The sequence below is a fragment of the Methylorubrum sp. SL192 genome, assembly GCF_026672325.1.
Taxonomy (GTDB): Bacteria; Pseudomonadota; Alphaproteobacteria; order Rhizobiales; family Beijerinckiaceae; genus Methylobacterium; species Methylobacterium extorquens.
This window is the reverse complement of record NZ_JAPPQV010000003.1, coordinates 4,232,744-4,253,034: the sequence shown is the minus strand read 5'-3', so window position 1 is coordinate 4,253,034 and position 20,291 is coordinate 4,232,744. Positions and strand designations below refer to the sequence as shown.

Sequence of the window (20,291 nt, the reverse complement as noted above, 5' to 3'; positions counted from 1 at the left end):
TTTCGGATCGGCGGTTCCTCGGTAGCGAGAAAAGGCTCAGTGGCCGCTGTCGGTGGCCTCGCGGGTCGACTCGTAGAGGAACCACGTGCGCTCCTCGGACTGATCGATCCACTCTTCCAAGAGGCTCGTGGTCGAGACGTCGTTGGCCTCGTCGGTGACGCTGTGCAGCTCGCGCATGTTGGCGGTCAGCGCCTTGTTGTCGTCGCGCAGTTCCTTGAGCATCTCCAGCGGGCTCACATAATCCGCGTTGTTGTCGGGAACGCGCTTGAGCTGCTCGGCCTGTCCGAGGGAGCGAAGGGTCGTGCCGCCGATCTTGCGGGCGCGTTCGCCCACGGCGTCGATGATCGCGAAGATCTGCTCCGACTGCTCATCGAGCAGCAGGTGATAGTCGCGGAAATTCGGCCCACTGACATGCCAGTGGAAATTCTTGGTCTTGATATAGAGCGCGAAGAGATCCGACAGGAGAACGGTCAAGCCCTCGGAGATCTTCTTGACGTCGTTCGGGTCGAGATCGGTCGGGGTGTTGAGCCGGTCACTGGGGACGCGCAGCTTCGCTTTCGCCATGGGGGGTATCCTTAACACTCTGCAATCGAATTCAGACGGGCGACAACCGCGCCGGTACTCGATCGGCAGAATGAGGAAGCAGGAAGCTTTGTTCCGCTCCGCATGGCAGCGCTGCTTTAGATGGGACGCGGCGCCGCCGGGGCGCCTCAGCCCCGGCCTCCGACGAGGCCGGGCGGTAGCGGCACCGGCTCGCTCTCCGGCCCACGGGCGGGCGGCGCGGCTTTGCGGGCCTGCGGCTTCGGCGGAGCGGGCAGGGCGGTTGCGGGCGCCGGAACGGGCGCGACTCCGACCGGTGCCGGCTTGGCCGGCGTGGGCTTGACGGGCGCAGCCTGCGCCGTGGGCGGCAGGGGACGCGGCGCGAGGCCCAGTGCGGCCGGGCGGGGTGCCGGCGCCGTGCGGGGCGTGATGGCACCGGTGGTCGTCACATCGGGGGCGGGCGGCGTCGCCGCGGCCGGCGCGGGTGGTGTGTCGAGGCCGTAGATGTCGTCGCGGAAATGCACCCGGCCGTCCGAGGTCGCGTAGCCGGTCATGTACACGAAGGCGACCGGCGTCGGCTTCACGAGCTTCACGTCGCGCCGCTCGCCGACGGCGATGGCGGTTTCGATCTCGATCGGCCCCCAAGCGGAGCCCGACCCGTTCGGTCCCTCGGTGCCCTGAAGCAGCCAAGCGGCGAACTCCTTCACCTGACCGACGCGCACGCAGCCATGCGAGTGGAAGCGCACCGAGCCGGCGAACAGCGACTTCGACGGGGTGTCGTGCATGTAGATCGCGTGGCGGTTCGGCATGTCGATGCGCACTTGGCCCAGCGAATTGTCGAGGCCGGAATCCTGGCGCAGCGTGTAGTTGGTCGCCTTCTGCGTGTTCCAGTCGATCGCATTCGGATCGACCTCGACGCCGCCGGGGCCGAGGATGCGGATGCGGTTCTTGGCGAGATAGCCCGGATTCTTGCGCATCGTCGGGATGATCTCGTTCTTGATCACCGAGACGGGCACGGTCCAGGTCGGATTGAGGTTCACGTCGGTGATGCGGGTCTCGACCGCGGGGGTCTGCTTGTCGGGCGAACCGACCACGGCGACGTAGCGGCGGGTCACCGCACCGTTCTCCACCGCCTCCACCGTGGCGGAGGGGATGTTCACGGTCACGTAGCGCTCGCCGAAGCCGAAGCTCGACCCCATCAGCCGCTGCGCCGAGGCGCGCAACTGCCGCTGCCGCACGTCGGCCGGCACGTTGAGGGCGTTCAGCGTCAGGCGGCCGAAGATGCCGGCATCCGGCAGGCCGTGGCGGGCCTGGAACGACTTCACGGCCGCCACCAGCGGCGGATCGAAGCGGTCGGAGGGCGGCGCGTCGGCGGGAAGGTCGCCGGTCAGGGTAAGGTGATGGCGCAGCGAGGGGATGGCGGTGTGGCTGTCGCCGGGCTTCGGGGCGAAGTCGGCGGGCAGCGTCTTCCAGCCGCCGGCTTCGGCATAGACCTGATAGCGCTCGGCGGCGCGCATCGTGTCGACGAAGGTCTGCGCGGTGTAGCTCGGCAGCGGATCCTCCGACACGCGGGCATAGACGACCGGCGGCAATTCGCGCGACACCTTCTTGGCCGGGGGCGCGTCGGCGGGAACCGCCACCGTGTCGGCGGTCGGGCGCTCCAGTTTCGGCGCAGACTTAGTGTCGGGCTTCGTGTCGGGCTTCGGATCGACCTTGGGCTCCGGTTTGGGATCGGCCCTCAGCTCGCGTTTCGGCTCCGGCGCGGCCTCGGCCTTCGGCTCGATCCGCAGGTTGATCCGCGAATCGGGCTGCGGCTCGGGGACGGGCTCGGCCCGGAGTGGGCCGGCGAGCAATAGGGCGAGGGCGGCTCCGGTGCCGCCGATGAGCCGGGCGCGGCGGGGCCTGCGCAGGGCGGGGATAACATTCGGCATCGCGGATCTCATCGGGTGCACGGCCCGATCATCGGCGGGGTTGGTTACCAACTCGCTCACCGCCTCGCCCACGGCGTGTGCCGAAGCACGCAAGCCACGCCAGATCAGACCGCATGGCGATCGCTCGAAGCCGCGTGAGCGGCTTCGCGGCGCGAAGAGTGCCGCGCGGAGCGGGGTTTTCGGGGCGTCAGCCCCGGAAAGCTCCGAGCGGAGCGAAGCATAAGCCCGCGGAGGCGGGCGCCGGCGACTGAGGCCCGCCAGAAACCAGGGTGATCGCGTTCGAGCGATTGCCCTGGAGCCGACTGTTCTGCCGCGGTGGTGCAGGCGTGCAGGATGTGCAAAACGCGAGGTTGGAATCCCTCACGAGACGCCCCGTCGCCGGCCGTTTCCCCTCGGGGCGACGGCGCAGCGGGCGTTTTGCGAGAGCCATTCGGCCGACGCCCCGCGAGACCCCCGTGAGCGAAGACAGACCCTCCAAGCCCGGCAAGACCCTGCTGAACCCCGAGCGCCGGCCGGACGACGCCGACCAGTCGATCCGCCCCTTGAGCCTCTCCGAGTTCATCGGGCAGCGGGCGGCGCGCGCCAACATGCAGATCTTCATCGAGTCCGCCAAGAAGACCGGCCAGGCCCTCGATCACGTCCTGTTCGTCGGCCCGCCGGGCCTCGGCAAGACGACGCTGGCGCAGATCGTCGCCCGCGAACTCGGCGTCAATTTCCGCTCGACCTCCGGACCGGTGATCGCCAAGGCCGGCGATCTGGCGGCGCAGCTCACCAATCTGGAGGAGCGCGACGTCCTGTTCATCGACGAGATCCACCGCCTCAACCCGGCGGTGGAAGAGATCCTCTATCCCGCGATGGAGGATTACCAACTCGACCTCATCATCGGCGAAGGCCCGGCCGCCCGCTCGGTAAAGATCGAGCTGCCGAAATTCACCCTCGTCGGCGCCACCACCCGCGCGGGTCTGCTCACCACGCCGCTGCGCGACCGCTTCGGCATCCCGATCCGCCTCGAATTCTACGAGATCGACGAACTGGAACTCATCGTCCGCCGCGGCGCGCGGGTGCTCGGCCTCGGGATGTCGGAGGAGGGCGCCAACGAGATCGCCAAGCGGGCCCGCGGCACCCCGCGCATCGCCGGGCGCCTGCTGCGCCGGGTGCGCGACTTCGCCATCGTCGAGGACGCGACGACGGTGAGCCGCGCCATCGCCGACCGGGCGCTGCAGATGCTCGACGTCGATCCCGTCGGCCTCGACGTGATGGACCGCAAGTATCTCACCCTGATCGCGGCCTCGTTCGGCGGCGGCCCGGTCGGGATCGAGACGATCGCCGCGGCCCTCTCCGAGCCGCGCGACGCGATCGAGGACATCATCGAGCCCTACCTGATCCAGAAGGGCTTCGTGCAGCGCACCCCGCGCGGGCGGGTGCTGACACCGCACGCCTTCCGGCACATGGGCTTTGCCGAACCGCGGCGCGATCCCGGCTCGCAGTTCGGCCTGTTCGGCGGCAGCGACGACCCGGATGCGTGAGGGCCGAAGCCCCGTTTCCGTCACGCGACGAACGGTGCTGATCGGGCTCGGCACGAGCATCGCCCCGGTGCGCTTCGGCGTGCCGCAGGAGATCGTCGTGGTCGAGCTTGGAGCATAGAACGCGAAGCGCTGAGGCATGCATCGAGCACATATCATCTGCGTCATAATCGACGAAGACGTCGGCGTATTTCAGTCATTTTAGACTGTATCGGCGACCGTCAGCGCGACGCTCATTGACAACAAACCATTGCTCTAAAACAATTTATCTGAGATCTGTCGGTCTTTCCAGCAGCAATCCGGCGCATCCGTGGTTCTCGGTGGCGTGACCGGCGGTATGCGGAACAGGCGTGCATCGCACAAGTTGAGGGCCCGACCACGCTCTTCGGGAGCGCCGGCCCAACGAACGATTCCAGCACGACCTTCAAGGAACCCTCCGCCATGAAGACGACCGTCCTGGCCGCCCTCGGCCTGTCCGTCGCTGCCCTCGCCACGCCCGCCCTGGCTCAGGACGCCCTGCCGCTGCGCATCGGCGGCGATGCACCGATCGGGCGCGCCGGAACCGATACCCGCGACTTCCGCGCCGAGGCCCTGCGCTCGGATGCCACCAGCATCGAAGCCAGCCGGATCGCCCTGGAGCGCTCCCGCAATCCGCACGTGCGCAACTACGCCAACCGGATTCTGGTCGAGCGTCAGGCCACCACGCGCGCCTTGCTGCCGGAGGGTACGTCGCTGACCGCCAGCGGGCGCGTCGTCTCCGACCAGCAGGGTATCCCCACCCGCCTCGACAACCCGATCGGCGTGGTGCTGGCCCCGGTGACGCTGGCCGCCAACATCGGCACCGGCATCGTCGGCGGCGTGCTCGGCGGCGTCGGCCTGATCGACAACAGCCCGGGCGAACCCGGCCGTCGCGTCGCCCTCGGCCCGAACGGCCAGCAGCGCCTCGAGCGCCTGCGTTCGGCCCGCTCGGCCCGCGACTTCGATCGGGCCTATGTCAGTGGTCAGGCCCGCTCAGATGCCCGCACGCTGGCGCTCTACGGCACCTATGCCCGCAACGGCGACAGCGCCGCCGGCCGCACCTTCGCCAACGAGGCGCTGCCCTACATCGCCGACGAGCACGCCCACTCGGCCACCCTCGCCAACCGCATCGGCGGCTGATCGACCCGAACTCGACTGCCGTGCAGGGCCGCCCTCGAAAGGGGCGGCCCTTGCCGTTCGAGGCACCTTTGCCGTTGTCGAACCGGCCCGCCGGAAAGGGCGCCGCCCAACCTCTCGCCACTCATGACGAGACCCGCTAAATGACGGGATCCCCACGAACCCGGACGTCCATGGATCCGACCACAGGCGCCGATGCGCACCGCCTTCCGCTGCGCATCTACTACGAGGACACCGATTTCTCGGGCTTCGTCTATCACGCGAGCTACCTGCGCTTCATGGAGCGGGGCCGCACCGAACTCCTGCGCACGCTCGCGGGCGACCAGTCCGAGATGCACGCGGAGGGCACGGGGCTCGTCTTCGTCGTACGGAAGATGACGCTCGACTTCCTCAAGCCCGCCCGCATGGACGATTGGATCGAGGTTCACACCCGGTCGAGCGAGTTGCGCGGCGCCTCGATGCACCTCGCCCAGGAGGTGCGCCGCGGCGACGAGGTGCTGGTGCGCGCCGATGTCGTGGTCGCCTGCGTCAGGGACGGACGCGCGATCCGCTTGCCCGAAGGACTGCGCCGCGCCCTGACGCCGGCCGGTCTCAGATCCGCCTGACCTCGACCAGGAATTCCTGAACCGCCCGCGTCACCTGTTCCATCTGCTGGTCGAGGATCGTCGTCGCGGAGAGGACCGAGCGGGCCGAGCCGGCCGAGGTCTCGGCCGTGGTGGCGACCTGGGCGATGCTGCCCCCGACGAGCCCGGTGCGATCGGCCGCCTCGCGGGCGCTCCGGCTGATCTCGCCGGCCGTGGCCGATTGCTCCTCGACCGCGGCGGCGATGGTGGTGGCGCCGTCGTCGAGGCCGCGGATCACCCCGGAAATCCGCTCGATGGCCGCTACCGTCTGGGCGGTCGCCGCCTGGATCAGCCCGATATGCTGAGCGATCTCGCCGGTGGCCCGCGCGGTCTGGCCGGCGAGCACCTTGACCTCGGTCGCCACCACGGCGAAGCCCCGTCCGGCCTCGCCGGCCCGGGCCGCCTCGATGGTGGCGTTGAGCGCGAGCAGGTTGGTCTGACTGGCGATCGAGCTGATTAGACCGACGACCTCGCCGATGCGCTGCGACGTCTCGGAAAGCGCCTTGACGCTCTCCATGGCCGCGCCGGCCTCGGTCACGGCCTGTCCGGTCGCCGCGCTGGAGCGGTTGACCTGCCGAGTGATCTCGCCGTTCGAGGCGGTCAGTTCCTCGACGGCGGCGGCGACGGATTGGACGTTCACCGTCGTGTCGGTCGCGCCGGTGGCAGCGCTGTCCGCCGCGCGGGAGGTCGCGTCGGTCGCGGAGAGAACGCGCTCGGCCGCCCCGCGCATCGCGCCCGTGGCCGCGGTGGCCTCACCGAGAGCGGTTCGGACGGCGGCGTCGAAGCTGGCGATGGATTCGGTGAACGGCGTCACGTCGGCCCAGGACAACACGGCGGCAATGTAGCGGCCGGCCGTGTCGCGGACCGGCGAGACGTGAAGGTCGAGCGTCTTCGGTCCGAGCCGGATCTTGGTGCGCCAGGGCAGGCGGGCGGGATCAGCGACGATGCTGCGCTGGTGCGCCGGGTTCTTATGGAACACGTCCATGGTGAGGCCCACCATCGCGTCCGGATTGACGGAGGTCGGCAGATGCTCGCGCAGGCTGCGCAGTGTTTCGATGCTGCGCTGGTTCGCGAAGGTGATGGTCGCCTCCGTCGGGTGGAGGACGAGAACGTTGACCGGGAGCGCGTTCAGAACGGCCGCGTAATCAACGGCAAGCGTGTTTGCATGCTCCCGCGGCTGTAGCGCGGCCGCTTGGGATGCCCGTCGCCGGAGGATCATGGGAAAAAACACCTGCTCGCTTGAGGGCCGAAGCGGCCCGTTTCGACGAGAGATAGCCTTACATATGTTGGTTTAAGAACGGTGAAGGACACTACAGAAGTAAACATTCGTTGCCATAGGGCGGCCAAGTAGAAAAATGCTGCGCAGGTCTATTTCAAGTTTTTTGCCGATCTCAGATGCGCTCACAGGCTTCGACAGTCTTCACCGAGCGTTTCTCGAAGCCCGCGCGGCGCGGCTGCGACAACGATTTCTTAACCATGCCACGGGCTTAGAATCAGGCGTGGGACGGCTCGCATGGCACCGCGGAACGGGTGGAGCCTGACTGACCCCGACCCTTACTTTCGACAGATTCCCGAGTGATCTCAAACCCTATCGCTCAAAGGATCAGTCGGCAGTCCGGTGCGCCTCGGCGCGGCCCTGACGACGCGAGGATCGTTCGATGACTCCAGCCGATGCCATGCAGGCCGCGCCCGTCGCAGACATGAGCCTGTTCGGCCTGTTCTGGCAGGCCCACTTCGTCGTGAAGCTCGTGATGGTGGGCCTGCTCGGCGCCTCGATCTGGTGCTGGTCGATCATTGTCGACAAGACGCTGCTGTTCCGCCGCACGGAAGCCGAGATGGACGCCTTCGAGGAGGCGTTCTGGTCCGGCCGCTCGCTGGAGGAGCTGTACCGCTCCTTCAACGACCGCCAGCCCACCGGCCTCGGCGCGCTGTTCGTCGCCGCCATGCGGGAGTGGAAGCGCTCCTTCGAAGGTTCGGGCCGGCAGATCCACTCGCTGTCGCAGCGCATCGACAAGGTGCTCGACGTCACGATCCAGCGCGAGGTCGAACGGCTCGATTCCCGCCTCCTGTTCCTCGCCTCGATCGGCTCGGCCGGCCCCTATATCGGCCTGTTCGGCACGGTCTGGGGCATCATGACTGCCTTCACCTCGATCGCGGCCTCGAAGAATACCTCGCTCGCCGTCGTGGCGCCCGGCATTGCCGAGGCCCTGTTCGCCACCGCCATCGGCCTGTTCGCGGCGATTCCCGCGGTGCTCGCCTACAACAAGCTTCAGGCCACTGTGGCGAAGTCGCAATCGCGGCTCGAAGGCTTCGCCGACGAGTTCTCGGCGATCCTGTCGCGGCAGATCGACGAGCGCCTCTCGGTCGCCGCCTGAGCGCCTGAAGCAGATCGAGAGCGGGAGCTGAATCGATGGGCAAGACGCGATGGGCATGACGCACGGCGCGGCACAGGGCGACGGCAAGCGCCGCCGCCGCGGACGGCGCGGACACGGCGCCATCAACGAAATCAACATGACGCCGTTCATCGACGTCGTGCTCGTGCTGCTGATCGTCTTCATGGTCGCGGCCCCGATGATGACGGTCGGCGTGCCCCTCGACCTTCCGCAATCGAAGGCGAGCCCACTCAATTCCGACGTCAAACCGATCACGATCTCGATCCGCCGCACGGGCGAGGTCTATCTCGGTGAGGTCGAGCTGAAGGACGACGACATCGTGCCCCAGCTCATGCAGACCTCCAAGACCGGCACCGAGGAGCGGGTGTTCGTGCGCGGCGACAAGCGCGTCGATTACGGGCGCGTGGCCCAGGTGATGGCGATCGTGACCGGCGGCGGCTTCAAGAAGGTCGCCCTCGTCACCGAGCCGGAAGCGAATTAGCGGAGCAAGGCACCGTGGCTCTGCGCTGGCCCACTTCCCTCACCGAGTCTTTTCGAAATCGCGAACCCGGCGTCTGGATCTCGGCCGCGGTCCATGCCGTCGTGCTGGGCGCCGCCCTGTTCGTCGTCGCCGCACCGGTCCTGCCGGAAGGGGAGGAGGGCGTGCCGGTCGAGGTGCTGACCGAGCAGCAATTCTCCGAATTGACCCGTGGCGAGCTCAACGCGGAAAAGCCCGAGAACAAGCCGAACCGCGCCGATCGCGTGGCGGAGAAGCAGGAGCAGCGCGAGCCCGAGAACGCCAAGACCGACGCGCCGGCCGCGCCCACCCGCACCGCCGATACCCGGCTCGCCGCCGTCGATGCGATGCCGCTGCGGGCCGACACCGCCGACCCGGTGAAGGAAGAGGCGGAGGCCGCCGCGGCCAAGGCGGAAGCCGCCAAGGCCGAAGCCGAGAAGGCGGCCGCAGCCAAGGCCGCCGAGGCGAAGGCCAAGGCCGAGGTCAAAGCGAAGGCGGATGCCGCCGCCAAGGCCGAAGCGGCGAAGGCTGAGGCTGCGAAGGCGGCCGAAGCGAAGGCGGCCGCCGCAAAGGCGGAGGCCGAGAAGCGCGAAGAATTGCAGAAGCTGGTCGAGCACGAACAGGCGGAGGCCGAAGCCGCGGCCAAGGCCGCCGAGGCGAAGGCCAAGGCGCGCGCCGAGGCCAAGGCGAAGGCCGACGCTAAGGCAAAAGCAGAGGCCAAGGCCGAGGCGGAAGCCAAGGCGAAAGCAGAAGCGAAGGCGGAAGCCGAAGCGAAGGCCAAGGCCGAAGCGGCCGCCAAAGCCGAAGCGGAGGCCGAGCACCGCAAGCAGGTCGCCGAAGCCAAAGCCAAGGCGGAGACCGATGCGAAGGCCAAAGCCGAAGCCGCCGCGAAAGCCAAGGCCAAAGCGATGGCCGACGCCAGGGCGAAGGCCGATGCCGAGGCCAAGGCGCGCCAGCAGGCGGAACTCGCCAACAGGACCAGCCCGGGCGACAGCCGCGAGACGCAAACCCGCGCCGCCTCGCAATCGACCGGCTCGACCGGCCGCGAAGTGCAGCGCACGGCCTCGCTCGGCACGGCCTCCGGTACCGCTCAGCGCCTCTCGCCGTCGTTGCGCGGCGCTCTCGTGGGCATGCTGCAACAGCAGATCGAGCGCTGCTACTCGGCGCCGCCCGGCGCGACGCAGGGCGTCGTGCTGCCGATGCTCGACATCCGCCTCAACCCGGACGGATCGCTCACCACCGAGCCGCGGGTCATGCGCGCGGGCAACAACTCGGTCGATCAGTCGATCGCCCAGGCGGCGCTCCGGGCTGTGCGGCGCTGCGCACCCTTCAAGATTCCGGCCCAGTACGCGCCGTATTACAACGACTGGAAGGCCATCAACGCCGAGTTCGAGTTCTCGCCCGTGTGATCCGCCGGCTCGACCCGCCGATCCACCGCGTCATCGGCCTTTCTGTCTCGCATTCCCCGAACGACCTGGACTTGTCCCATGCCTGGAACAGCCTTCACCCGGCGCACCCTCCTGCCGGCGCTCACGGCCGCGCTCGGCGTCCTCGCCCTGGCGCTGCCCGCCGCGACTCCGGCGCGGGCGCAGCTGCAGCTCCGCATCGGCAGCGGCGCCTTCCAGCCGATGCCGATCGCCGTCGCCGACTTCGCCGGTGACGCCAGCCTCGGCACGCTGGTGGCCAGCGTCATCACGAACAACCTGCGCCGCTCCGGCTACTTCACGCCGCTGGAGAAGGGGCGCTTCCCCGAGAACCCGAGCTTCGACGCCGCGCCCAACTTCGAGGCGTGGAAGGGCGCGGGCGTCCAGGCGCTGGTGACAGGCCGGGTCGGGCGCGACGCCTCGGGCCGGCTCACCGTCGCCTTCCGCCTGTGGGACGTGGCCTCAGGCCAGCAGATCACGGGTCAGCAATACGGCACCGACGTCGCCAATGCGCGCCGCACCGGGCATCTCGTGTCGGATGCGGTCTACACCAAGGTCACCGGCCTCGGGCCGTGGTTCGACAGCCGCGTCGCTTTTGTCGATGAGTCCGGCCCGAAGGAGAACCGCCGCAAGCGCCTGATGGTGATGGATCAGGACGGCGCCAATGTCCGCGCGCTGACCGGGGGCGGCGACGTCTCGGTGGTGGCGCCGCGCTACTCGCCGGCGGGGCAGGACATCGCCTTCATGACCCAGGCGCCGGGGCAGCAGCCCAAGGTCCAGATGATCGATCTGGAGACCGGCAAGCGTCAGACGGTCGGCAATTTCGCTTCGATGAGCGCCAGCCCGCGCTTCTCGCCGGACGGGCGCCGCCTCGTGATGAGCGTGCAGCAGGGCGGCAACGCCGACATCGTCACCGTCGATATCGCCTCGAAGGCGCAGACGCCGGTCACGCAAGGTCTCGCGATCGACACCTCACCGAGCTACGCGCCGGACGGCAGCCAGATCGTGTTCGAATCCGACCGCGGCGGCTCGCAGCAAATCTATGTGATGGGCGCCGACGGCTCGAACCCGCGCCGGCTCTCCTTCGGCGAAGGCTCGGCCTCGCAGCCGGCTTGGTCGCCCCGCGGCGACCTCATCGCCTTCACCCGGCAGCGCAAGGGCGGTTTTGCCATCTGCGTGATGAAGCCCGACGGCTCGGGCGAGCGGGTGCTGACCGAGGGCTTCCACAACGAGAGCCCGACCTTCGCGCCGAACGGCCAGTACGTGATGTTCTTCCGCGATCCCGGCGGCCAGGGCGGCGGCAAGCTCTACATGGTCGACATCACCGGCAAGGTGGAGCAGCCGGTGCCGACCCCGTCCTTCGCCTCGGACCCGACCTGGTCGCCGCTGTTGTCGGGCAAGTAAGCCGGCCGGAAGCGCACGGAGCACGGCCGAAATCGCGCGATGACGGAGCGGTCAACCCGCACCGTCGTTGCGAGCCGAACGGCTTCGCTTCGACGGCACGGCCCGCGCTGAAATCCGCGCGAGCCTCGGCGGCTGGAACGGTGAAAACCTTCGCACTGATCATAAAAACCGCGGCGGAAGCGGTCCGCAGGTGGGGCTGATGCGTGTTCGAAGTCGTGCCGTGTCGGCCGCTTCTGCGCCCCTAAGGATCCGCTTCCGTCCGGTGTTCGTGGCGGGCCACTCAGTCCGAGACCGAACGGGTTCTCAGACTATCGTTGCGGCTTCATGCTGCGGTGGAGTCATCCCTGTCTCCTCCAGCTTTCACCAACAAACCACGCAAAGACCACGCGGTTACTGGCCGATGTGCTTGCGATCGCGAAGCACGAATGTAGACTGCGTCCGTATTGGCAGGCCGTCAAGCGGGAATTTACCGCCAAGCCTTCTGATTTTCGTTCCGACGAATGCTTGTTGAGTAAAATCGTTCGTCGGCAACGGCTTACGACCGGCGATGCGAAAGGGCGGTCCGCATCGGGCGGAACATCAGTGCCGGATACGACGCGAGCGAAAGCTGCGGCCCTCCGAGCGCGGCTCCCGACGCTGCACGTCCCCGCGGGGAAGACACCTCAGCGCACCGACGAGGACACCGCACGCGACGGCAGACGCCCCCGTCATGGGAGATCGCTGCCGCCGGCGGACACAAAGCAGCATCAATCGTCGGCGAGATTGGAGAGCCTGTCCTCGCCGCTAATCCGGCGCCTGGACGGGCCCGCGGGCCGGCCTGAAGCTCCCCGGCAGGTGGGCCGGCCCGCGGACAAACACCTCTTGGACGTCCAGTCTCGGACCCGCCGGATACCCCGCGTCAGATCGCAGTGAGGCCGCGCTGCACCGCCGGCCGGGCGAGCAGCGCGTCGAGCCAGCGGCGGACGTTCGGCAGATCCTCGATCGCGATGCCCTGCTTGCCGTGGAACTTCGCCCAGGTCAGCGCGGCGATATCGGCGATCGAGTATGCGTCGGCGAGATATTCGTGGTCGGCAAGCCGCCGGTCGAGGACGCCGTAGAGGCGTTTGGCTTCCTCCGTGAACCGATCGATGGCGTAGGGGATCTTCTCCTGCGCGTAGATGCGGAAATGGTGGGCCTGCCCCAGCATGGGCCCGAGTCCACCGACCTGCCAGAACAGCCACTCGTCCACCGCGGTGCGGGCGCGCTCGTCGCTCGGATAGAGGCAGCCGGTCTTGCGCCCGAGATATTGCAGGATCGCACCCGACTCGAACACCGAGATCGGCGTGCCGCCCGGCCCGTCCGGATCGACGATGGCCGGGATCTTGTTGTTGGGGGAGATGCTGAGAAAGTCGGGCGCCATCTGCTCGCCCTTGCCGATGTTCACCGGCACGACCCGGTAGGGCAGACCGCACTCTTCGAGCATGATCGGGATCTTCCACCCGTTCGGCGTGCTCCAGGTGTAGAGTTCGATCGGCTGCGCCGTCGTGACCGCCATGCTGGCATCCCGGAAAAGCGGGCCCGCGCCCATCCTCACTTCACGAGGTAGCGCGGAACGGCCCGGCGGCTCAAGCCGAAGGCCAAGCTCCAGGCAGGGCCGCTGCTCGAAGCCGCATGGCGGCTTTGCGGCGCGAAGAGCGCCGCGCGCAGCGGGGACTTCCAGAACTTCAGTTCTGGAAGTCCGTCGAGCGGAGCGGAAGCCTGAGCCCGCGGAGGCGGGCGCCGGCGATTGAGGCCCAAGCATCACCAGGGCGATCGTGCGCAAGTTGTGGAGAGCGCTTGCTCTTTGGCCCCCGATGCGGCTGTGATGCGAGGTGGACGGCCAAGCCGCCGAATCCAACCCACTGGAGTCGCCCGATGTTCTCTCGTCTCCTCGCCGCCGCCCTGCTGGCCGCGCCGCTCCTCCTCGCCCAGGCCGCAACGGCCAAGGAAGCCTGGAACGCGCCGAGCGCCAAGGAGACGGTCAAGGAGCAGACGGCGAAGGAGCCCAGCGTGGCCCAATCCGCCGCGCGCGAGCGGCAGAAGAAGTGCGGCGCCGAGTGGCGCGCGCTCTCCGCCACCGAGAAGACGGCTCAAGGGCCGAAATGGCCGCAATATTACAGCAAGTGCGTCAAGCGCCTGAAGGAACAGAAGGCCTGACGCGGCCGGGAATCGCCTTGACCGACGATCGAACCGGCACCGGGTGAACCGAACGGCGGCAAGCGTGTTGCCCCGCCGACCTGTTCTGACGGGCTCCCGAGCCGAAGCGGATGCCGGCTCCGCGCGGGAGCGCATGAAAGCGAAGACGAAAGCCTTACCGATATGGAGCGTGAACGCCGCTTCCTGCAGCGCACGGTGGCGGTCGTCGCCATCGTCCCCGTCCTGGCGGGGCTCTACGGCGTGCTGTTCGGCATCGACGGCATCGGCGGCGGCACGCCGGTCAACGTCTCGGCCGATAGCCATTTCCGCTACCTGTCGGGCTTGCTGACCGGCATCGGCATCCTGTTCTTCACCTGCGTGCCCGGCATCGAGGACAAGTCGCGGCTGTTCCGCTTCCTCACCCTCGTCGTCGTCCTCGGCGGGCTGGCGCGTCTGCTCGGGCTTTCGCTCACCGGCGTGCCGTCGCTGACCATGCTCGCGGCGCTCGCCCTCGAACTCGTCGTCACGCCGCTGCTGTGCCTGTGGCAGATGCGGGTCGCGCGCCAGGCGCGGGATCAGCGGCAAGAGTTGGCGCCCGCCCTCGAGACGGTGCGGTGAGCGGGGCGGCGCAGCCGACCGGCGGCGCCGGGTTCGGCGAGCGCCTGGTCGACACCCTCGACCGTTGGGTGCCCCAACCCGCCGCCTGGGCCTTTGCGATCCGGATCTGGCTCGCCATGATGCTGGCGCTCTACGCAGCGTTCTGGCTCCAGCTCGACAGCGCGTCGTCGGCCGCGGTCTGCGTCGCCATCCTCGCCCAGCCCAAGCGCGGCCAAGCCCTGTCGAAGGCGGGCTACCGATTCCTCGGCACGGTCGTCGGCGGCATCGTCGGCATCGTGCTGATCGCCCTGTTCGGGCAGGACCGGGTGCTCCTGCTCGTCAGCTTCGCCTGCTGGCTCGGCCTCTGCGTCTTCGTCGCGCAATTCCTGCAGGATACCCGCGCCTACGGGGCGATGCTCTCCGGCTACACCGTGGCGATCATCGCGGTTGCGCATATCGATGCGCCGCAGACGGTGTTCGATGCCGCCATCGGCCGCGTCGCGGCGATGGCCGTCGGCATCGTCGCAATCACCTTCATCAACGATGCGCTCGCCTCGCCGAGCACATGGAAAGCCCTGCTCCCGCGCCTCGCCGCGGCCCATGCGGCGGCCAAGGCCTTTGCCCGCGAGAGCCTGACACAGGGCGATCCCGGCCCCGAGCGCACCGCCGCGTTGATCCGGCAGATCGCGCCGATGCGGGGCGATGCCAGCGCCATCGCGGGCGAACTCGACGACGGCGTGCATCGCGCCGCCGGCGCCCGCAGTGCCATCGCCGCGCTCTACGTCCTGGCCGCGGCGAGCCGGGCGCTCACGGCCGCGATGAGCCGCATCCCCGAACCCGGCCAGCGGGTCCGTGAAGCACAGGCGCTCGCCCTGCGCGCGGTCTCGGAGGGGGACGAATCATGCGCCGAGGCGCTTGCCCGCGACGGCGAGCGGCTGCGCGACCTCGTGGATGCCGGGATGTGCGATGCCGGCGCCACCCTCGACGAGATCGTGGCGCTCCAGCGCGCCCTGGACGTCGTCAACGCCGCGACCTTCGCCGAGGACGGCGTCCGCGCCTTGTCGGACGGCCATGAGCCCCTGCGCCACATCGCCCTGCCGACCCATCGCGACTTTCAGGTCGCCCTGCGGGCGGCGTTGCGCGTGATGATCGCGTTCGGCCTCGCCGCCGGCCTGTTCATCCTGCTCGGGCTGCCGCAATCCTCCTTCGCCCTGGTTCAGGTCGCGGCGACCTGCTCGCTGTCCTCGGTCACGCCCGATCCGCGCAAGTTCGCGCAAGGCGTCCTGATCGGGATGCCGCTCGCCGCCCTCTGCGCCGGGTTCATCCTGTTCGTGGTGCTCAACGGCAACCAGGGCTTTCCCCTGCTCGCCATCGCCATGGCCCCGCCGGTCTTCTTCGGCTGCCTCGTGTCGCTCCACCCGCCGAGCTTCACCATCGGCTTCATTACCCTCGTGTTCACGCCGGTGCTGCTGGCACCGGAGAACCCGCAATCCTACGATCCGCAGACCTTCCTCGTGAATGCGCTGCTGGTTGTCTTCGCAGCGGTGATTCTGTTCCTGACGATCCGCCTCGTCCTGCCGATCTCCGCCTCGCAGCACCGTGCCTTCGCCCTCGAAGAGGCCCGTGAGGACCTCGCCGAAGCGCTCGCGGGGGAGGGCGGCGACGCCACCTCGCGCACTAGCCTCAATGCAGACCGACTGTTCCAGTTCTCGGCGTGGAATTCCGGCAGCGGCGCGGTGCGCCGGGCGAGCCTGCACCACGCTTTCGCCGTGGCGCAGTTGGAGGCCGCCGCCGCGCGAGCCCACGCGCAACTGCGCCCGTTAAGCGAGGTCCGCGGCCTCGCCCCGCTGATCGGTCAGGCGCGCGGGGCGCTTGCCGCCGCCGGCTCGGATGAGCTTGACCGGGCGGCGCGCGCACTGATCGGCGAGGCGCGCGTGCAGGACCGCACGGTGCGCATGCAGCTCGCGCGTGCCGCGACAGACCTCGCGACCGCCTCGCGCGTTATCCGGCGGCATGGGCGCTTCTTCCGGCGCCTCTCCCTTCCCAACTCCTGACGTCTCCCATGCAGCACGACCTCGCCATCGGCGGAATTCTGGTCTCGCCCTTCATCGCCTACGCGCTGATCGCCTTCGCGCTGCTGGTGGCCCTCCGGGTCGTGTTCCGCTGGATCCGGTTCGGGCGCTTCGTCGCCAACCCGCCTCTGGCGGAAGCGGGGATCTACGTCTGCCTTCTCGCGCTCGTGGTGGTGCTCCTGTGAAACGCGACGACGAAGGGCCGGCCGAAAGCCGGCAACAGGAACACATCCCGGCCGACGCGGCGCATTCCGACGAGCCGCCCAAGGCGCAAGGCCCGGCCAAGGCGATTCCGATCGGACGGCGTCGGCGAGGGGGCCGCCTGCTGCGGCTGGCCGCGACCGGCCTCGTGCTCGCCTTCGCGGCAGTGGCGGCCACCATCGTCTGGCAGTTCTACGTGACGGCGCCCTGGACACGTGACGGGCGGGTCCGCGTGCAGGTGGTCAACATCGCCCCGCAGGTCGCCGGCACCATCGTCGAGCTGCGAGTCACCGACAACCAGGAGGTGAAGAAGGGCGACGTTCTCTACGTCATCGACCCATTCGACTATCAGGAGGCGGTGGTCTCGGCCGAGGCCGCGATCAAGAACCGCGAGGCTGACCTCTCGGTGAAGGAGGCGCAGTCGGCCCGGCGCGCCGCGCTCTCGACGGTCTCGACCTCGGTCGAGGAGAAGCAGCAATTCGCGGGCACCGCCAAGATCGCCGAGGCGGCGCTGGAGACCGCCCGGTCGCAGCTTTCGCAGGCGAAGAAGAACCTCGAACGTACGCAAGTACGCTCGACGGTGAACGGCCGTGTCACCAACCTGCTGCTGCGGGTCGGCGACTACGCGCAGACCGGCACCGCCAACGCGCGGGTGATCGACACCGATTCCTTCTGGGTCGACGGCTATTTCGAAGAGACCAAGATGGCGCATATCCACGTCGGCGCCCCCACCGAGATGGCGCTGATGGGCTACGGCGCCTCGCTGAAGGGCACGGTGGAGAGCCTGACGCTCGGCATCTCGACCGCCAATGCCGCGACGAGCACGCAAGGCCTGCCGAACGTCGATCCGGTCTATACCTGGGTGAGGCTCGCCCAGCGGGTGCCGGTGCGCATCCGCATCGACCATGTGCCGCCGGAGGTGACTCTGGTGGCGGGCATGACCGCGACGGTGGTGGTCGGCGACGGCCGCGAGGGCCAGCCGGCCTGGGTCAAGGCGGCACGCGACTGGATTTTTCGCAATTCCGACCGGACGGATCCCGGCACGGAGCGAAAGAACTGACACGGCGACCCGATGCTAACGGTGCGGCGCCCAAGAAAATTGGGTAAGGCGGCTTCATGGCCGCTTCCCCCCTCGTCCGCTTCGCTCCCTCGCCGACCGGCTTCCTGCATATCGGCAATGCCCGGCCCGCGCTGCTGAACGCGCTGTTCACGCGCCGCGAGGGCGGGCGCTTCCTGCTGCGCCTCGACGACACCGACCGCGAGCGCTCGACCGAAGAGTTCGCCACTGCCGTGGCCGAGGATCTCGGCTGGCTCGGGATCGAGCCGGACCTGTTCTTCCGCCAGAGTGATCGCACCGCCCTCTACGACACGGCGGCCGAGCGGCTGAAGGCGGCCGGACGGCTCTATCCCTGCTACGAGACACCGGAGGAGCTGGATCGCCGCCGCAAGCGCCAGCTCGGCCGCGGCCTGCCTCCGATCTACGACCGCGCGGCGCTTTCGCTGACCGAGGCCGAGCGCGCCGCGTTCGAGGCCGAGGGCCGGCAGCCGCATTGGCGGTTCAAGCTCGACCACCGCGTCGTCGCCTGGAACGACCTCGTGCGGGGCGAGAGCCATGTCGATTGCGCCTCGCTCTCCGACCCCGTGCTGGTGCGCGCCGACGGGAGCTACCTCTACACGCTGCCCTCGGTGGTGGACGACGCGGAGGTCGGCGTGACCCACGTGATCCGCGGCGAGGACCACGTCACGAATACCGGCGTGCAGGTGCAGCTCTTCGAGGCGCTGGCCGCCGCCGTGCCCGCCTTCGGCCACCACAACCTGCTGACGACGGCGGACGGGGAGGGACTGTCGAAGCGCCTCGGCCACCTCTCACTGCGCTCGCTGCGCGAGGCCGGCTACGAGCCCGCGGCCGTGCGCTCGCTCGCGGTGCTGACCGGCTCGGCCGAGGCCGTGCGCCCGATCGCCTCGCTCGACGAACTGGCTGGTCTCGTCGATCTCGCCCACCTCTCCCGCGCCCCGGCTCGGTTCGACCCGGCCGAACTCGACGGGATGAACGCGCGCCTCGTCCACGAGATGCCGCTCGAAGACGTGCGCGAACGCCTCGCCGCCCTCGGTGTCCCAGCGGAGGCGGCCGAGCCGTTCTGGCTGGCGGTGCGGGCCAATCTCGGGCGCGTCTCGGACGCCGCCGCATGGTGGCAGGTGGTGAACGGGCCGGTGACGCCCGTGATCGCCGAGCCCGACTTCATCGCGAGGGCCGCCGACCTGCTGCCGGAGGCGCCGTTCGGCCCCGGTACGTGGAAGGCCTGGACCGACGCGGTGAAGGCCGAGACCGGCGCCAAGGGCCGCGCCCTGTTCATGCCGCTGCGCCTCGCGCTGACCGGCCTCGACCACGGGCCGGACCTCGCAGCGCTGCTGCCGCTGATCGGGCGCGAGCGTGCCGTGCGGCGGCTCGCGGGCGAAACCGCCTAATCCGAAACCCCATCGGGTTCGGCCTCGATCATCATGACGTCGAGGGTGAAGCTGCCGTCCTCCTCCAGGCCGAAGTGGGATCGCACCGGCTCCGGCGCGCCGGTCTGAAGCGCGCGGATGGCGGCGATGCTCGCCTCCGGCGTACCCATCCGGGCGACCCACGACGAGAACTCCATGCGCACGCGCCAGCGCCGGACGGCGCCGGGCACGAAGCCGGCTTCCGCCAGCATCCGGCGCCACTCCGCCTCGCCGTAATCGCGGACATGCGAGGGGTCGCGCAGCAGCTCCCAGGCCTGGAGATGGGTATCGAGCAGGGGCGGCCCGGGATGCACGACATCGACCAGGCCGAAGCGCCCCCTGGGCGCCAGCACGCGGTGCGCCTCTCTCAGGGCCGCGGGTACGTCGCCCCAATGGTGGGCGCTGTAGCGCGACACCACGCCATCGAAGCTCGCATCGGCGAAGGGCAGCGCCTCGACGCTGGCCTGGCGCGTGGCGACGTTCGGCAAGCCGCGCCGCTGCGCTTCCGCCGCCACCGCGTCGAGCATGGACTGCGACAGGTCGAGAGCGGTGACGGAGCGTACATCCGGCGCCACCGCGTAGGTGACGTGGCCGCCGCCGCAGCCGAGATCGAGCACGGCCGCATGGGGGAGGGCGGCAAAGCGGGCCAAAGCCGCGAGATCCTCGCCGGCGGCATGGACGGCGCTCGCGACGTAATCGGCGGCGCGGCTGCCGAACTGGCGCGCGGTGTTGGCGTCGTGGCTCAGCGGCTGGCTCATGGCGTCGGCTCTCCTCCGGAAGCGGCGCGTTCGAGAGCCGCGACGTCGAGCTTCACCATGCCCTGCATGGCGGTGAAAACGCGGGCGGCCACATTCGGATCGTGATCGGCGAGGAGGCGCGGCAGCCGCTCCGGCACGATCTGCCACGGCACGCCCCAGCGGTCGCGCAGCCAGCCGCAGGCGATCTCCGCGCCGCCTTCCGCGGTGAGCGCCGACCACAGGCGGTCGACCTCTGCCTGATCCCGGCACGAGACCGAGATGGAGGCGGCGGTCCCGTAATCGACGGACATGCCGCCGTTCAGAGCCTGGAAGCTCTGCCCGCCCAGAGTGAAGACGATTAGGATCGGCTCGCCGGTCTCGCCGCCGGGCCAGGGGCCGGGTGCGCGTTGGATGTGATCGATCCGCGAATCGGGGACGAGCGAGACGTAGAGGCGGACGGCCGCCTCCGCGTCCTTGTCGAACCACAGGCAGGTGCTGACGCTGGTCATGTCGCGCTCTCCCTCTCCCCCGACAGGATAACGAGCGCACGGCCCGAA

At 69.1% G+C, this 20,291-nt stretch carries 20 protein-coding genes; 14 read left to right on the top strand and 6 right to left on the bottom strand.

What is annotated here, in order from left to right; all coding sequences use genetic code 11:
• Nucleotides 1-36: 36 nt before the first annotated feature.
• Nucleotides 37-564, bottom strand: coding sequence for a Dps family protein (locus OVA30_RS20505; protein WP_003607126.1), 528 nt, complete (start codon nucleotides 562-564; stop codon nucleotides 37-39).
• A gap of 146 nt (nucleotides 565-710) precedes the next feature.
• Nucleotides 711-2,471 (bottom strand): L,D-transpeptidase family protein, encoded by a 1,761-nt coding sequence (locus OVA30_RS20500; protein ID WP_268176640.1) that lies wholly within the window; start codon nucleotides 2,469-2,471, stop codon nucleotides 711-713.
• 455 nt (nucleotides 2,472-2,926) lie between these two features.
• Between OVA30_RS20500 and ruvB the strand changes: the two genes are divergently transcribed.
• The 4 genes from ruvB (at nucleotide 2,927) to ybgC (ending at nucleotide 5,754) form a co-directional block, all read left to right on the top strand.
• Nucleotides 2,927-3,997: a Holliday junction branch migration DNA helicase RuvB gene (gene ruvB, locus OVA30_RS20495; protein WP_268176638.1), complete on the top strand. Its 1,071-nt coding sequence runs from the start codon at nucleotides 2,927-2,929 to the stop codon at nucleotides 3,995-3,997.
• On the top strand, nucleotides 3,990-4,115 hold the full coding sequence (locus OVA30_RS20490; protein ID WP_442786116.1) for a hypothetical protein: 126 nt from the start codon (nucleotides 3,990-3,992) through the stop codon (nucleotides 4,113-4,115). The genes ruvB and OVA30_RS20490 overlap by 8 nt, the downstream gene beginning before the upstream one ends.
• A 320-nt stretch (nucleotides 4,116-4,435) precedes the next feature.
• Nucleotides 4,436-5,152, top strand: a complete 717-nt coding sequence (locus OVA30_RS20485; RefSeq protein ID WP_056464146.1) for a DUF4142 domain-containing protein — start codon at nucleotides 4,436-4,438, stop codon at nucleotides 5,150-5,152.
• 170 nt (nucleotides 5,153-5,322) lie between these two features.
• Nucleotides 5,323-5,754, top strand: a complete 432-nt coding sequence (gene ybgC / locus OVA30_RS20480; protein ID WP_041358313.1) for a tol-pal system-associated acyl-CoA thioesterase — start codon at nucleotides 5,323-5,325, stop codon at nucleotides 5,752-5,754.
• On the opposite strand, the gene OVA30_RS20475 is transcribed toward ybgC, so the two are convergent.
• On the bottom strand, nucleotides 5,741-6,991 hold the full coding sequence (locus tag OVA30_RS20475; protein ID WP_268176637.1) for a methyl-accepting chemotaxis protein: 1,251 nt from the start codon (nucleotides 6,989-6,991) through the stop codon (nucleotides 5,741-5,743). The genes ybgC and OVA30_RS20475 overlap by 14 nt on opposite strands.
• A gap of 439 nt (nucleotides 6,992-7,430) precedes the next feature.
• Between OVA30_RS20475 and tolQ the strand changes: the two genes are divergently transcribed.
• The 4 genes from tolQ (at nucleotide 7,431) to tolB (ending at nucleotide 11,489) form a co-directional block, all read left to right on the top strand.
• Entirely contained in the window at nucleotides 7,431-8,147 is a 717-nt protein-coding gene (gene tolQ, locus OVA30_RS20470) for a protein TolQ (RefSeq protein ID WP_003602810.1), read from the top strand.
• A gap of 49 nt (nucleotides 8,148-8,196) precedes the next feature.
• Complete coding sequence (locus tag OVA30_RS20465; protein WP_268176635.1) at nucleotides 8,197-8,646, top strand: ExbD/TolR family protein; 450 nt, start codon at nucleotides 8,197-8,199, stop codon at nucleotides 8,644-8,646.
• A 14-nt stretch (nucleotides 8,647-8,660) separates the two neighbouring features.
• Nucleotides 8,661-10,070, top strand: coding sequence for a cell envelope integrity protein TolA (gene tolA, locus OVA30_RS20460; protein WP_268176633.1), 1,410 nt, complete (start codon nucleotides 8,661-8,663; stop codon nucleotides 10,068-10,070).
• A gap of 78 nt (nucleotides 10,071-10,148) precedes the next feature.
• A complete protein-coding gene (gene tolB, locus OVA30_RS20455) occupies nucleotides 10,149-11,489 on the top strand; it encodes a Tol-Pal system beta propeller repeat protein TolB (RefSeq protein WP_003602805.1) in 1,341 nt (446 codons plus the stop codon).
• Between the two features lie 898 nt (nucleotides 11,490-12,387).
• Here tolB and OVA30_RS20450 read toward each other — a convergent pair.
• Nucleotides 12,388-13,023, bottom strand: a complete 636-nt coding sequence (locus tag OVA30_RS20450) for a glutathione S-transferase N-terminal domain-containing protein (protein ID WP_012255801.1) — start codon at nucleotides 13,021-13,023, stop codon at nucleotides 12,388-12,390.
• Between the two features lie 359 nt (nucleotides 13,024-13,382).
• On the opposite strand from OVA30_RS20450, the gene OVA30_RS20445 reads away from it, so the two are divergent.
• The 6 genes from OVA30_RS20445 (at nucleotide 13,383) to gltX (ending at nucleotide 18,979) form a co-directional block, all read left to right on the top strand.
• Entirely contained in the window at nucleotides 13,383-13,664 is a 282-nt protein-coding gene (locus OVA30_RS20445; RefSeq protein WP_015824774.1) for a hypothetical protein, read from the top strand.
• A gap of 162 nt (nucleotides 13,665-13,826) precedes the next feature.
• Nucleotides 13,827-14,261, top strand: coding sequence for a DUF4345 domain-containing protein (locus OVA30_RS20440; RefSeq protein ID WP_253398753.1), 435 nt, complete (start codon nucleotides 13,827-13,829; stop codon nucleotides 14,259-14,261).
• The gene (locus OVA30_RS20435; protein ID WP_268176631.1) at nucleotides 14,258-16,294 is read left to right on the top strand and encodes an FUSC family protein; all 2,037 of its coding nucleotides are present in this window, start codon (nucleotides 14,258-14,260) and stop codon (nucleotides 16,292-16,294) included. Before OVA30_RS20440 ends, OVA30_RS20435 begins: the two co-directional genes overlap by 4 nt.
• Nucleotides 16,295-16,302: 8 nt before the next feature.
• Nucleotides 16,303-16,497, top strand: coding sequence for a DUF1656 domain-containing protein (locus OVA30_RS20430; protein ID WP_012255798.1), 195 nt, complete (start codon nucleotides 16,303-16,305; stop codon nucleotides 16,495-16,497).
• Nucleotides 16,494-17,573: an efflux RND transporter periplasmic adaptor subunit gene (locus OVA30_RS20425; protein WP_268176630.1), complete on the top strand. Its 1,080-nt coding sequence runs from the start codon at nucleotides 16,494-16,496 to the stop codon at nucleotides 17,571-17,573. The genes OVA30_RS20430 and OVA30_RS20425 overlap by 4 nt, the downstream gene beginning before the upstream one ends.
• 56 nt (nucleotides 17,574-17,629) lie before the next feature.
• Nucleotides 17,630-18,979: a glutamate--tRNA ligase gene (gene gltX, locus OVA30_RS20420; RefSeq protein WP_268176629.1), complete on the top strand. Its 1,350-nt coding sequence runs from the start codon at nucleotides 17,630-17,632 to the stop codon at nucleotides 18,977-18,979.
• Here the strand turns inward: gltX and OVA30_RS20415 are convergent.
• On the bottom strand, nucleotides 18,976-19,755 hold the full coding sequence (locus OVA30_RS20415) for a class I SAM-dependent methyltransferase (protein WP_268176628.1): 780 nt from the start codon (nucleotides 19,753-19,755) through the stop codon (nucleotides 18,976-18,978). The two genes, gltX and OVA30_RS20415, sit on opposite strands and share 4 nt — an antisense overlap.
• Nucleotides 19,752-20,243 carry a VOC family protein gene (locus tag OVA30_RS20410; protein WP_268176627.1) on the bottom strand — a complete coding sequence of 164 codons (492 nt, stop codon included), beginning with the start codon at nucleotides 20,241-20,243 and terminating at the stop codon, nucleotides 19,752-19,754. The genes OVA30_RS20415 and OVA30_RS20410 overlap by 4 nt, the downstream gene beginning before the upstream one ends.
• Between the last annotated feature and the right edge of the window lie 48 nt (nucleotides 20,244-20,291).